Origin of the sequence: Blautia intestinalis (assembly GCF_014297355.1) — a bacterium.
Classification (GTDB): Bacteria; Bacillota; Clostridia; order Lachnospirales; family Lachnospiraceae; genus Blautia_A; species Blautia_A intestinalis.
In genome coordinates, this window is the sequence record NZ_JACOQE010000001.1 from 486,981 (window position 1) to 499,805 (window position 12,825).

The following is a 12,825-nucleotide window of genomic DNA, read 5'->3' on the forward strand; positions in this document are numbered from 1 at the left end:
GCAGGAAAAAAATGATCTGGAAAGAGTTAAACGACAATTTGATTTTTCATAATTTAAAGGTATCCGACAACATAGAAGTACTGCAGCTCATGGGAGATGCCATGATACAGGAAGGGTATGGGGAAGAAGGGTTCACAGAGGCTGTTCTGAAAAGAGAAAAAGATTACCCGACAGGACTGGATGTCGATGGAATCGGAGTGGCAATCCCACATACAGATGCAGAACATGTAAAAAAAGAGGGTATTTCAATTGCAGTACTGGATCATCCGGTTGAATTTGATGCAATGGGAGAGGATGACTGTCGGATTCCGATAAAAATCGTGATCATGTTTACCGTGGCAGGAAAAGATAAGCACATCGACCGTCTGCTGCAGATTCTGGATATGATCAAGGATGAAGAAATCCTGCAAGGACTGCTTGATGCGAAGAATAAAGAAGAAATCCGAACAGTAATACAAAAAAGAGAGAAGTCAGATATAAACTGACTGTATTAAATTTTACTTACCGAAGAGAGATTACTATGAAAAATCCGTTACATTATCAATTATCTGAATACGACTGTGGACCGACTTCCATGATGAATGCGCTTGCCTATCTGTTTGAGCGGGAGGAGATTCCCCCGGAAGCAATCCGAAATACGATGCTTTACTGTCTGGACTGCCACAGTAAGGAGGGAATCCCGGGCAAAAGAGGCACTTCCAGAGCAGCGATGATGTTCCTCAGCAATTGGCTGAACGAATACGGAGACCTCGGCATCATGTCTGTGAGCAGCGAATATCTGTCAGGACGGAGTGTATACATAAGTGAAGAAAGTCGTATCAACCATGCGCTGAACCACGGTGGAGTCGCTGTGGTGCGTCTGTATCTTGAGGAAGAGCATTATGTTTTGATGACCGGCATACAGAATGAAAATATTCTTCTCTTCGATCCGTATTACTGGGATCAGCCATATGAACAGAAGGATATCCTGATCGACAGGGAGCACCCGAAAGCCTACAACCGTATTGTTCCGTTTAAATATTTTAATCAGGAAAACAAAGAAGCAATATACGCCCTCGGCCCGGTAGAAGAAAGAGAAGCGGTACTGATATTCAATGAAAAGACGAAGACCGTACCGGAAGAAGTCATCGAGTACTTTATCTGATTGCAATATAAAAGGAGTTCAGTTCCATATTTCGTGGAATTGAACTCCTTTTGTAGCTGTGAACAGTTACTTTGCGACTGCGGTCTGACGTACATTCGGAATGGAAATCAGAATCGGGTAAAGGATGCAGGAAATAACAAGTCCGCCGACACCCTGAATGATGTTTGCAGGGATGCGGATGGACATGGTTGCCACACAGGAAAGTGCAGCAAACAAAGCCGCGAGAATTAATTTTTTCAGATTGTTATTCATAGTAAATGCGCCTCTTTTCTTTCAGTTCTCTGCAAAACATTTTATGAAACAGAATATTTATTGCATTTGATATTTTTATTTGAGCTGCGTGCTATTTCATGCTGTCGCAGAAGATCTTTTCCATGCTTGCTTTAAGTGGAATACCAAGTCTGGCGAGCGTTCCGTCCAGAGCAGCAAAGACCTCACGAACATTGTAGTAATCTGCATTGTTTCCCATATGTCCAATGCGGATGACTTTACCGGCAAGTACATCAAAAGAACCTGCGAGCATGATGTTGTAGTCATTTTTGACACCATCAAGGATTGCTTTGGCGGTGGTTCCTTCCGGAACCTCAAATACAGTAACAGTGCTGGAAAAACCACTCTTAAGATAAAGATTCAGGCCGGCACCGGTGATTGCCTTACGGGAAGATTCGGCGATTTTTTCATGTCGTGTCAAGATGTCCGGGTCGGCTGCAATGTTGTCAATCGCGGCACGGAGTCCGTAGATATCACTGATCGGCATGGTGTACGGGAACCATTTTTCTTCATAATAATGTGCAAAAGTCGTCAGATTTGCGTAGAAAGATGCAATTGGCGTTTTACGGTCGAGCATAGCTTTTTTTGCGTCATCACTGATCACTACGAAGGTGAGTCCCGGAGGTGCGGAGACAACTTTCTGGGAACCGCCGCACATAATGTCAATCTGCCAGTCAGAGATACGCATTGGTTCGCCGAAAGAAGCAGATACGGAATCGACAACAGTCATGATGCCATATTTCTTAAGAAGCGGACAGATTGCAGAAATATCGTTCAGCATACCGCTTGGTGTATCTCCGTGGACAACGGTTGCGTATTTGTAATCATGATGCTCTTTGAGGAAGTTTTCGAGTTCCTGTACGTTGAGCGTTTCACGGTAATCTCTGGAGTAGAGCTCCGGACATCCCCCGTACATGGAAACAAAATCTGCGAATCCTTTGCCGTAGATGCCGTTGTCCAGAACGAGGACACGGTCACCCGGCTCGGTCATGGACGCACAGGCGGCTTCCAGTCCGAGGATTCCCTCTCCGCCGAGGATGAGTGTTTCGTTGTCGGTGTGGAGAAGACGGCTGATTTCTTTGCAGGTTTCTTTATAAAATTCTACGAAGTTTTCGTCAAGATCAGGGTTGGTACATTCTCTGCTGCGGGCAAGACGCACGTTTTCGGCAACCTGTGTCGGGCCCGGTGTCATAATTTTATACATAAGATCAAATCCTTTTTCTATTATTTTTTTAATCCGGTGTAACTGTTCAGTACCTTCACAGTTACGAGCCAAAATGCATTCCAGATCACCTTTGGTGATGGCATTTTGACTTGTATGTCTCGGGATTTTGACATATACATGTCAAAACACCTCGCGGGATATTACTTGAATTTACGTAAACCGACTCTTTTAGTAGCAACGTTCAGGGGTGCGATCACAACAAGTGTGATGACTGCTGCAACACCAATCTGTACGAGATTTCCCGGAATGGAAGCAACCGGTGCAAGCGGATTACCGTAGATTACGACTTCCGCGATGTAGTATCCTGCAACTTTGATCACGCAGGCTGAGATGAGTGCGATCACATACCATTTGAAGTTCTGATGTTTTTCGTCTTCGGTAAGTTTGCCTACGGTAAATCCCATGAGAGCAACGATTACAAAAGTAAATGGAGCCCATAAAGTCCATCCGGAAAGCAGATCAAACAGTCCCATTCCGACACCACCGGCAATTGCACCGGTTTTTTTACCAAAGATGATCGCGCCGATGAACAGCGGAACATTGCCGAGATGGATAAGTCCTCCGTTGGCTGCAATCGGAAGGCGGACGTTGATGAATGCTGTAAAGATGTAAGTGAGTGCTACGAAAATAGCAGTTACGGTAAGAAACTGAACGGAAGAAGTAACCTCGCGCTCAGCAGCTGCTGCCTGTACGTTTGTGTTTGCCATGATAATTATTCCTTTCCCGGGAAGTAATATAAAACCTCCCTATTTCTTATGTTTTTTGATTGTGTATACTTTACAATAGAACTGTACATGAATAAAGAGGCAATTTTAAGAAAAAATAAGGGGACAGTTTGCGGCGCCCAAATGTGAATGACCTTGTTGGTATTTGTACTTGTTTAGACCATCTATTTTCGGTGTACTTTTTGACTACCAGGATACTTGCTTTTATTTAGACCATCTTTTTTCGACGGATTTATTGACTTTCGGAGTACTTACTTCTATTTAAATCATCTGTTTTACTCGGATTTTGTGGACTTTGTTTGTACTTACTGTTGCTGGAGTCATTGGTAGCTTGAGAATTCGTGGACTTGTTCTGGACTTGCTTTTTTGGTGGTCATTTTTGACACGAAAATTTGTTGGTTTAATTTGTATTTGGTTGTTTTGGAGTCATTGATAGACTGTGGATTTATGGTTGAGATGAACAGGACGACATGGTATGATAATCTAAGATCAAAATAGATTTTTATACAAAACGAAAATAAGAAATAGCTTACAAATAAAACAGATTACGGAGGAAAAACGTGAAAAAAATATTGTCTCCGATGGAAAAAATTCGATTTCCGGAAAGTGAAGAGCTTCCGGAGGGAGTGAAAGAAATCGACGTAAAGGACACATTCGGATATTGTACCGAACTTTATCCGGATGTTGAATATGCAGAGCACAGTGGCAGGAAGCTGCATCTTCAGATCATGACACCGCTCGTTTACGGAAAAGATCTGAAATGGCCGCTGATCGTATATGTACAGGGATCTTCCTGGCATAAGCAGAAATTGTTTCAGAGTCTTCCGACACTGGTCAGGATGTGCGAAAGAGGATATGCCGTGGCGATTGTGGAGCACAGAGAAAGCGAGCTGGCACCATTTCCTGCTCAGGTAATAGACACCAAAGCAGCAATTCGTTTTTTGCGGATGAATGGAGCACATTATGGAATCGATGTGAGCAAAGTGGTACTCTGGGGCGATTCAAGCGGAGCACATACAGCGCTGATGGCGGGAATTACCGGAGATGCGGAGTATCTTCCGGAAAAATATCCACAGGTAACAACAGAAGTGGACTGCATCATAGACTGGTTTGGACCGACAGATCTTGTGGCAGCATCACAGTATCCGTCTGCAATCGATCATGATTCAGCTAAAAGTCCGTCAGGAGTACTGATTGGCGGAAAAACTCTTCATGATCATCCAGAGGATGCTTATCCGGCAAATCCTGTGGTGCATCTGCACCGCAATCGAAAAACGCCGCCTGTTCTTATCATGCATGGTGGCAGTGACCCGCTGGTCCCGTTTAATCAGTCCTGTATTTTATATGAGGCTTTAAAACGGATGGATAAGGAAGTGGAGTTTGTCAAGCTTAGGAATGCCGGACATGGATGGGGAGGCTTTATGAGTGAGGCGGCACTGGATATAGTAGAAGAATTTATAAAGAAGAAAATTAATTAAAAATACAGGGAGAACGAAATGGAACAGGAAACACAGACACCACACAAACGAAGAGTACGATACAAGGGAAAATATCCGCGCAAATTTGAGGAAAAATATAAAGAGCTGAATCCGGAGAAATATAAGGATACGATCGAACATGTCATCAGTAAGGGAAATACTCCGGCAGGAATGCATATTTCCATCATGGTAAAGGAAATCCTTGATTTCCTGAAGATCCAGCCGGGCGAGACAGGATTTGATGCGACACTTGGCTATGGCGGACATACAAAAGCAATGATGGAATGCCTGCATGGTGAAGGTCATATGTATGCAACAGATGTGGATCCGGAGGAATCTGCAAAGACCCGTAAGCGTCTGGCAGAGCAGGGCTTTGGAGAGGACATTCTGACGGTCAAACTTCAGAATTTCTGTACGATCGATGAGATTGCAAAGGAAGCCGGTGGATTTGATTTTATTCTTGCAGATCTCGGGGTATCGTCCATGCAGATTGACAATCCGAAGCGTGGTTTTTCTTTCCGTGCAGACGGGCCGCTTGATCTTCGCCTGAATCAGGAAAAGGGGATCAGCGCGGCAGAGAGACTTGATACGATCGGCAGAGATGAACTTGCCGGAATGCTTTATGAAAATTCCGATGAGCCATATTGTGAGGAGATTGCAAAAGCAATTACAGACGAGATTCGCAGGGGAAATCGTGTAGATACTACGACAAAATTGCGTGAGATTATCGAGAAGACGCTTTCTTTTATTCCGGAAAAAGAGCGTAAAGATACCGTCCGCAAGACCTGCCAGAGAGTATTCCAGGCGCTTCGTATCGACGTAAACCGTGAGTTTGAGGTTCTGTATGAATTTATGGAAAAACTGCCGGATGCTCTCAAACCGGGCGGACGTGTGGCAATCCTGACGTTCCATTCAGGAGAAGACAAGCTTGTAAAGAAAGCACTTAAGGCCGGCTATAAAGCTGGAATCTATTCCGACTATGCCAAAGATGTGATTCGCCCGTCCGCGCAGGAATGTGCCCAGAACGGCAGAGCCAGATCTACGAAAATGCGTTGGGCGGTTAAGGCCTGAGTTCGTCTTATAGGAGAATATACATGAACAATTTACTATACCAGATCCACCGCCCGAGCGCCTCGGCATTTACCCACAGCGGAAAATTCCACGCAGATGATGTTTTTTCGGCGGCGTTATTATTATATCTGAACCCGGAAATTATGATCACACGTGGTAATCGTGTACCGGAAGACTTTGACGGGATCGTATTTGACATCGGAAGAGGACAATACGATCATCACCAGAAAGACAGCAGGATCCGTGAAAACGGTATTCCGTACGCGGCATTTGGTCTTTTATGGGAAGAGCTTGGTGCAGACATCCTTGGGGAAGAACTTGCGCAGAAATTCGACGAATCCTTCGTGCAGCCACTTGATAACAATGACAATACAGGTGAAAAGAACGAGCTTGCCACACTGATCGGCAATTTCAACCCGACATGGGACGCAGAAGGAAGCAATGACGAAGCATTTTTTCAGGCGGTAAGTGTTGCAGGGATGATTCTGGAAAATAAATTCGAACGTTTCAGAGGAAACGAACGCGCGGACAAACGTGTAGAAGAAATTTATGCCCACCATGAACAGGCAGTGCATGACAGAGAAAAACACAGAGATGATGCACGTATTCTGATTCTTCCGGAATTTGTGCCGTGCCAGAAATTTCTCTCCGAAACGGAAATTGCATTTGTGATCTTTCCGTCAAACAGAGGCGGCTATTGTATTCAGCCACAGAAAAAAGAATATTCCATGAATTATAAATGCAGTTTTCCGGTGGAGTGGCTTGGACTTGAAAACGAAGAACTGGCAGCAGTGACCGGATTAAAATCGGCGGGCTTTTGTCATAAAGGCGGCTTCCTTATGACAACAGGAGAACTTGCCGATGCTGTGCAGGCATGCCATATCAGCATGGAACAGTTTCATGAAAAACCGGTGATTGTAAACTTAGGCGGAACAGAAGAAGCGGATGAACTTCTCGGACAATTACCGGGATTATCATCCGCAAAAGTGGTACACTTCGGGTTTTCTGAGCTTCCTGAGCTTGAAATTCACGGAATCTATGGCGAGGTTGCACTGGAGAAGCAGGAGTGGAAAAGCCTGATCAAAGAACAGATAAGGAAAATTCTGAAATACAAACCAGAGGCAGTTTTTGTGGGAGAAAATCTGTTTGCCGCATATCCGATCGTGCATTCACTTCGAAAAAAACACATACCGGTACTGACACTGGTGCAAAAAGACGGGAAGAAACTGATCATGCGGATTCCGTCAGGATCATGAGGAATTTTACGGGGCAGCTTTAAGGCAATTACTGAATTTTTGGAAAAAATGAAACAGGTGCAGGTCATATCAAATTTATATGACTCGCACCTGTTTGCAGCATATCAGGGAAGTATTAACGTATTCTTTTCTTTATCAGCGGTCCGATGATCATGGCGATGATCATTTTTACCAGATCAGCCGGGATGAATGGGATTACGCAGACTGCAAGGGCCGCTTTGAAAGTGTAATTTGCGACCAGGCAGAACCATATGGTTCCGAAAAGGTAACATACGATGGTTCCGACGATCATGCCGATAAGCTGGATCCATGGTTTACGGCAGTTGTCGATTACCAGTCCGGCAATGACTGCCATTACGATAAATCCGATGATATATCCGCCTGTAGGACCTGCCAGTTTGGACGGACCGCCTGTGAATCCGGAGAATACCGGGAGACCGACGAGACCGAGCAGAAGGTAGATCAGATAGCTGATGGTTCCTTTTTTCCATCCGAGAAGATACAGGGACAAATAGATTGCCAGATTGGTGAATGAGATTGGAACCGGTCCGATGGGGATGGATAATGGGGCAAGAATGCAGGTGACCGCTGCCATCAGTGCGGTCATGGTTATTTCGTAGGTTTTGCTGCGGGGTGCAGTAATGCTTTGTGTCTGGTTCATGTCAAAAATTCTCCTTCTAAAGTTTGTCGGTTATGCGGATTCAATTTCATAAGTAAATCCGGCATCTGTGATAGTTTTCAGAGTATCTTCGATTCCCTGACCGCCTTCTGTCAGATAACCTGAGGCAAAGATAGAGTCAACTACACTGAGCAGTTTCTTTTCTTCCCCTTTGAAATATACTTCTCTTCCGGCGGCACAGCGGATATCTGCTTTTGGCACGAGAAGTCTTGCAAGACAGAGGACTTTCATGCAGTATTCGGTAGTCAGAACGGAGATATCGGCATCTCCAAGCGGAGTTCCTTTAATCGGCAGGAGGAAGTTGATTGGCAGTGCTTCCGGCTGGATTTCGCGGAGTTCAAGAAGCATGTCAACTACATCTTCTTTACTTTCGCCCATGCCAATGATGCCGCCGCTGCAGATTTCGAATCCAAGTCCCTGCAGCATGTGGATATTCTGTACTCGCTGCTCAAAGGTGTGTGTACTGCAGATATTATGGTAATAAGAACGGCTGCTGTTCAGGTTGTGATTTATTCGATCCAGGCCGGCTTCTTTGAGCATTCGGGCCTGTTTTTCTGTCAGAAAACCGATGGAGCAGCAGAGATGCGTTCCGTGTTCTTTCATCTTACGGATTCGGCGGGCAAGTTCTTCTATTTCTTTATCTGTAAATTTCATACCGCTCAGACCGATGCAGTGTCTGGATAAATGATAATCGTTTACAAAGTCATTATCCTGATACAGCTTATCTTCATCTACCCATTTGTATTTATCAATATCTGCGGTAGAGCGACATGACTGTGCGCAGTAAGCGCAATCCTGGGAACAGTTTCCGCTGCGGGCGTTAGTAAGAATATGAATACTTACACGATTTCCCTTATATTGATATCGTAAACTCTTCGCGCAATCAATCAGCGCATCCAGTTCTTCATCCGGAGTATTCAGGATTGCAATCGCATCCTCTCTGGAAAGAGCCGGTGTTTCTGTTTCATAAAATTCGGAATTCATAAATTTTCCTTTCATTTGTCACAGGCTCTCCCCACTGCCTTCAGGCATGTGGAAAAGTCCTTTGATTTTTGCTACGGGTATTACATTAACACATAAAAGCATGAAATGTCAACCGATTAATAATGATGGGTTTACAATCAGACCCAAATTACGTAGAACTACAATTTTTTTAATTAGCACTCACCTCCTGAATATTGATTTCACTAAACTGGAAAAATTAAAAAATTTACCCCGGCACTTTATCATGAAAAGGACGGAATCTGGGAGGGAGGCAGTACAAGCAGGTTTTCTCCGGTAATGATATTTAAACTTTGGGAAAAGTTTTCTGATAGCTGTCTGGAAGTATCTGAAAGTATGGAAGTTAATGGGAAGAGAACTTTTGGATATGATGAACCAATAATTTATAAGCGTGTATAATTAAATGAAATTATTTTAATTTATGTTATACTTGGAGTTAAGGAAAGAAAGCAAAAAAGGAATGAGAGTATGAAACGAATTGATTTTGAACACGGAACAATTACAGGAAATATTTTAGGCACGGCATTACCGATGCTGGTGGCACAGATATTGAGTCTTTTGTATAATATCGTGGATCGAATTTACATTGCCAGAATTCCGGAAGTCGGAACAACAGCACTTGGAGCGGTGGGCTTATGTTTTCCGATTATTGTGATTATCACAGCATTCAGTAACTTGTTCGGAAGTGGCGGCGCCCCTTTATTTTCCATTAATAGAGGAAAAGGGAATACAAAAAAAGCTGAAACAATTATGAATACATCATTTTCAATGATGTGCATTTGTGGAGTGGTATTGATGGTAATCGGCATGTTGTCTGCAAGTCCGATACTGGTATTATTTGGTGCATCAGAGGAAGGGTTATCTTATGCGTATCCATATATGATGATTTATCTGATAGGAACAGTGCCATCCATGATTGCAACAGGAATGAATCCATTTATTAATGCACAAGGTTATGCTACATCAGGCATGCTGTCTGTAACAATTGGAGCAGTTGCCAATTTAATTTTGGATCCATTATTTATATTTGGATTGCATTTAGGAATAAAAGGAGCTGCAATTGCAACGATTATTTCACAGACTTTATCAGCAGCATATGTATTTTATTTTTTAAGAAAGAAATCGGAGCTAAAAGTTCGAATGCTCTCCAAGGCAGAATGGAAAGTATGTGGAGCAGAGGCAAAAAATATCGTGAGTCTTGGTAGTGCAGGATTTATTATGCAGCTGACAAATAGTTTAGTAACAATATGTTGCAACAGTGTGCTGTCAGGTATCGGAGGGGATGTTTATATATCAGTGATGACAATTGTATCAAGCATTCGGCAGATGGTAGAGACACCGATTTATGCTATGAATGAAGGAACCTCTCCAATTTTGAGCTACAATTATGGAGCACAGCGTCCAAAACGTGTTAGAAAAGCAATTAGAGTAATGACTTGCATGATTCTTATTTATACGGCAGTCATGTGGAGTGTGATTATTCTTGCACCGGAATTTTTAATCGGAATTTTCAGTTCGGATAAAGAATTACTGGTAGATGCAGTAGAAGCATTGAAGTTGTATTTTGCAGCGTTTATATTTATGGATCTGCAATATATTGGACAGACGGTATTTAAATCATTAAATAAAAAGAAACAGGCAATCTTCTTTTCGTTACTTAGAAAAGTATTTATAGTCGTGCCATTAACATATTTGTTTCCATATACATTTCACATGGGAACAAGAGGCGTGTTTTTAGCAGAACCGATATCAAATGTAATTGGAGGAAGTTTGTGTTTTATTACAATGCTGGCAATTGTGATGCCGGAGTTAAAGAGAATGAAGGAGGAAAATTATGAGTGAGTTAGATATGTATGCAAATGCGTATAGGTGTGTTTTAGAGAATCTTAAGCAGTATCTATAAGGGATAGAGCTATTTGGGGACGGCAGGCAGATTAGCGATGATCAGATATATGATGCGTTCAGTTTACTAATAGGACTGATTCAGAAAGCAGAAACGGAAATTGTTCTGGTAGATGGATATGTGGATGTAGATAACTTAGAAAGAAGTTTGAGTACGTGTAAACGCATGGTAATAATATCTAAAAACAGAAGCTATATTTTTAGTAAAAATCACTTTTGAAATAAACACGAAATGGTTTTATAATAAAAATAACGGCGAGCAGTGTAGCAATGTGGGAAAGCAACGTATATGCTACTCGTTTTTATAAAATGAATCTGAGGAGGAACCATACATGCATGAGTATGAAATCTTTATTGAAGAAATAAATCCGTGTGGAGGAGAAAAATACAGTAAAAAATCTTTGATTGAGGCAGAAGCAGACAGTCCGGAAGCTTATGTAAAGGAAAATGGAAGATTTCCGGTTTTGGAATCCACACATAATGAAAGCGGAGATGTTGTAATAGTAACAGGAGATAATCAAGGCTCTTTTGTACGTTATACTTTTACGGAATAAGAGGGTGTGAATGCAAGGAAAATTTTGTTTGACTTTTTGAAAAATGAATATCGTCATGAAAAAGTGTGTAGCGTGTCAGCGTAAGTCCAGCTTATATGACAGGGTGCGCACTTTTTTTGTGCCAAAAAGAAAGGAGTTAAAAAAATGGCGGAAAGCAACAAGATGAAGGAGATGCCGGTAAATAAGCTGATGGTCCAGATGGGAATCCCGATGATCCTATCTATGGCATTGCAGGCAGTCTATAACATTGTAGACAGTGCATTTGTAGGAAATATGAGAGTAGGCAGTGAAGCAGCACTAAATGCGTTGACACTGGTATTTCCGGTGCAGATGCTTATGGTGGCAGTGGGGATTGGAACCGGTGTAGGAACCAATGCACTTCTTGCAAGGACACTTGGACAGGGAAACAGTAAAAAAGCTGCAAAGGTGGCAGGAAACAGTCTGTTTCTGGGAGTGCTCATTTATGTGGTCTGTTTATTGTTTGGTATCTTTGGGGTGAAAGCATATATTTCATCACAGACAGTAGATACAGAAGTATTGGAGATGGGAGTCAGCTATCTGAGGATATGCTGCGTAATCTCTTTTGGTATTATTTTCTTTTCTTTATTTGAAAAGTTATTACAGGCAACAGGCCGTTCTCTTTATTCCACAATTGGCCAGGTGGTTGGAGCAGTTGTAAATATCATCCTTGATCCGATCATGATCTATGGTATTGGGCCTTGCCCGGAAATGGGAGTGAAAGGTGCAGCTTATGCAACTGTAATTGGTCAGGTAGCATCTGCAGTATTACTGCTTATCTTTCATATCAAATTCAATAAGGAATTCGAGCATGGGGCAAAATACATGAAGCCGGATGGTGGGATTATCAAGGAAATCTATGCAATCGGACTTCCGGCAATCATTGCACAGGCGCTGATGTCAATTATGGTTTATGTAATGAATCTGATCCTGAAATTCAATCCATCAGCGCAGACAGCCTATGGATTATTTTATAAAATTCAGCAGTTTGTACTGTTTCTCGCTTTTGGTCTGAGAGATGCGATCACTCCGATCATTGCATTTGCTTATGGAATGAGAAGCAAGAAGAGGATTCAGGCTGGAATCAAATATGGTCTGATCTATACAATTGTGCTAATGATTCTGGGAATTGCAATCACAGAGATTTTCCCCGGAGCATTTGCAACATTGTTTAATGCGGGACAGTCAAGAGAATATTTTATCGAAGCAATGAGAATAATCTCAGTCAGCTTTTTGTTTGCAGGTATCAATATTGCTTATCAGGGTATTTATCAGGCATTGGATGGTGGTATAGAGTCCCTTGCTATTTCGCTTTTGAGACAGTTCATTATTATACTGCCGCTGGCCGGAAATTTTTCCATGTTTGTCAGAAATGGACAGATGGGAGTTTCTCTGATCTGGTGGGCATTTCCGATTACTGAAATAATTTCATGCCTTGTAGGCTATATATTTTTAAAGAGAATCAGAAAAAATAAAGTAGATGTTTTGAACTAAGGAGAAA

12 protein-coding genes and 2 pseudogenes are annotated in these 12,825 nt (G+C 42.4%); 9 read left to right on the plus strand and 5 right to left on the minus strand.

Annotated features, from left to right (window positions below; all coding sequences use genetic code 11):
* Positions 1–11 precede the first annotated feature (11 nt).
* Positions 12–485 carry a PTS sugar transporter subunit IIA gene (locus H8Z79_RS02165; RefSeq protein WP_118040030.1) on the plus strand — a complete coding sequence of 158 codons (474 nt, stop codon included), beginning with the start codon at positions 12–14 and terminating at the stop codon, positions 483–485.
* Positions 486–520: 35 nt separating this feature from the next.
* Positions 521–1,144 carry a C39 family peptidase gene (locus H8Z79_RS02170; RefSeq protein WP_015542151.1) on the plus strand — a complete coding sequence of 208 codons (624 nt, stop codon included), beginning with the start codon at positions 521–523 and terminating at the stop codon, positions 1,142–1,144.
* A gap of 135 nt (positions 1,145–1,279) precedes the next feature.
* Here H8Z79_RS02170 and H8Z79_RS17555 read toward each other — a convergent pair.
* From H8Z79_RS17555 to H8Z79_RS02185, 3 genes and pseudogenes are all read right to left on the minus strand, one after another.
* Positions 1,280–1,396: pseudogene (locus H8Z79_RS17555) on the minus strand (ECF transporter S component); the annotation flags it as partial.
* A gap of 91 nt (positions 1,397–1,487) precedes the next feature.
* Entirely contained in the window at positions 1,488–2,618 is a 1,131-nt protein-coding gene (locus H8Z79_RS02180; RefSeq protein ID WP_118040131.1) for a pyridoxal-phosphate-dependent aminotransferase family protein, read from the minus strand.
* 161 nt (positions 2,619–2,779) lie between these two features.
* Entirely contained in the window at positions 2,780–3,346 is a 567-nt protein-coding gene (locus tag H8Z79_RS02185; RefSeq protein ID WP_118040028.1) for an ECF transporter S component, read from the minus strand.
* A 578-nt stretch (positions 3,347–3,924) separates the two neighbouring features.
* Between H8Z79_RS02185 and H8Z79_RS02190 the strand changes: the two genes are divergently transcribed.
* The 3 genes from H8Z79_RS02190 to H8Z79_RS02200 are packed head-to-tail and all read left to right on the plus strand — an operon-like array spanning position 3,925 to position 7,169.
* Positions 3,925–4,842, plus strand: a complete 918-nt coding sequence (locus tag H8Z79_RS02190) for an alpha/beta hydrolase (RefSeq protein ID WP_243008077.1) — start codon at positions 3,925–3,927, stop codon at positions 4,840–4,842.
* Positions 4,843–4,860: 18 nt separating this feature from the next.
* Positions 4,861–5,913 (plus strand): 16S rRNA (cytosine(1402)-N(4))-methyltransferase RsmH, encoded by a 1,053-nt coding sequence (rsmH, locus tag H8Z79_RS02195; RefSeq protein ID WP_015542155.1) that lies wholly within the window; start codon positions 4,861–4,863, stop codon positions 5,911–5,913.
* 23 nt (positions 5,914–5,936) lie between these two features.
* Entirely contained in the window at positions 5,937–7,169 is a 1,233-nt protein-coding gene (locus H8Z79_RS02200; RefSeq protein WP_015542156.1) for an MYG1 family protein, read from the plus strand.
* 115 nt (positions 7,170–7,284) lie between these two features.
* Here H8Z79_RS02200 and H8Z79_RS02205 read toward each other — a convergent pair whose 3' ends face one another.
* Both H8Z79_RS02205 and bioB read right to left on the minus strand, forming a co-directional pair.
* The gene (locus tag H8Z79_RS02205) at positions 7,285–7,830 is read right to left on the minus strand and encodes a biotin transporter BioY (protein WP_015542157.1); all 546 of its coding nucleotides are present in this window, start codon (positions 7,828–7,830) and stop codon (positions 7,285–7,287) included.
* A gap of 30 nt (positions 7,831–7,860) precedes the next feature.
* Positions 7,861–8,847: a biotin synthase BioB gene (bioB, locus tag H8Z79_RS02210; protein WP_015542158.1), complete on the minus strand. Its 987-nt coding sequence runs from the start codon at positions 8,845–8,847 to the stop codon at positions 7,861–7,863.
* 193 nt (positions 8,848–9,040) lie between these two features.
* On the opposite strand from bioB, the pseudogene H8Z79_RS17390 reads away from it, so the two are divergent.
* The 4 genes and pseudogenes from H8Z79_RS17390 to H8Z79_RS02225 all read left to right on the plus strand — a co-directional run.
* Positions 9,041–9,249: pseudogene (locus tag H8Z79_RS17390) on the plus strand (hypothetical protein); the annotation flags it as partial.
* A gap of 69 nt (positions 9,250–9,318) precedes the next feature.
* On the plus strand, positions 9,319–10,692 hold the full coding sequence (locus tag H8Z79_RS02215; RefSeq protein WP_015542160.1) for an MATE family efflux transporter: 1,374 nt from the start codon (positions 9,319–9,321) through the stop codon (positions 10,690–10,692).
* Positions 10,693–11,084: 392 nt separating this feature from the next.
* Positions 11,085–11,306 (plus strand): hypothetical protein, encoded by a 222-nt coding sequence (locus H8Z79_RS02220; RefSeq protein ID WP_015542162.1) that lies wholly within the window; start codon positions 11,085–11,087, stop codon positions 11,304–11,306.
* A gap of 144 nt (positions 11,307–11,450) precedes the next feature.
* A complete protein-coding gene (locus H8Z79_RS02225; protein WP_118040026.1) occupies positions 11,451–12,818 on the plus strand; it encodes an MATE family efflux transporter in 1,368 nt (455 codons plus the stop codon).
* The last annotated feature ends 7 nt before the right edge of the window (positions 12,819–12,825 follow it).

Bases quoted from the DNA above. Each gene is read 5' to 3' on its own strand.
- rsmH (WP_015542155.1), top strand. From the start codon at position 4,861: ATGGAACAGGAAACACAGACACCACACAAACGAAGAGTACGATACAAG.
- H8Z79_RS02185 (WP_118040028.1), bottom strand. From the start codon at position 3,346: ATGGCAAACACAAACGTACAGGCAGCAGCTGCTGAGCGCGAGGTTACT.
- H8Z79_RS02225 (WP_118040026.1), top strand. From the start codon at position 11,451: ATGGCGGAAAGCAACAAGATGAAGGAGATGCCGGTAAATAAGCTGATG.
- H8Z79_RS02180 (WP_118040131.1), bottom strand. From the start codon at position 2,618: ATGTATAAAATTATGACACCGGGCCCGACACAGGTTGCCGAAAACGTG.
- H8Z79_RS02220 (WP_015542162.1), top strand. From the start codon at position 11,085: ATGCATGAGTATGAAATCTTTATTGAAGAAATAAATCCGTGTGGAGGA.
- H8Z79_RS02200 (WP_015542156.1), top strand. From the start codon at position 5,937: ATGAACAATTTACTATACCAGATCCACCGCCCGAGCGCCTCGGCATTT.
- H8Z79_RS02205 (WP_015542157.1), bottom strand. From the start codon at position 7,830: ATGAACCAGACACAAAGCATTACTGCACCCCGCAGCAAAACCTACGAA.
- H8Z79_RS02170 (WP_015542151.1), top strand. From the start codon at position 521: ATGAAAAATCCGTTACATTATCAATTATCTGAATACGACTGTGGACCG.
- H8Z79_RS02215 (WP_015542160.1), top strand. From the start codon at position 9,319: ATGAAACGAATTGATTTTGAACACGGAACAATTACAGGAAATATTTTA.
- bioB (WP_015542158.1), bottom strand. From the start codon at position 8,847: ATGAAAGGAAAATTTATGAATTCCGAATTTTATGAAACAGAAACACCG.
- H8Z79_RS02165 (WP_118040030.1), top strand. From the start codon at position 12: ATGATCTGGAAAGAGTTAAACGACAATTTGATTTTTCATAATTTAAAG.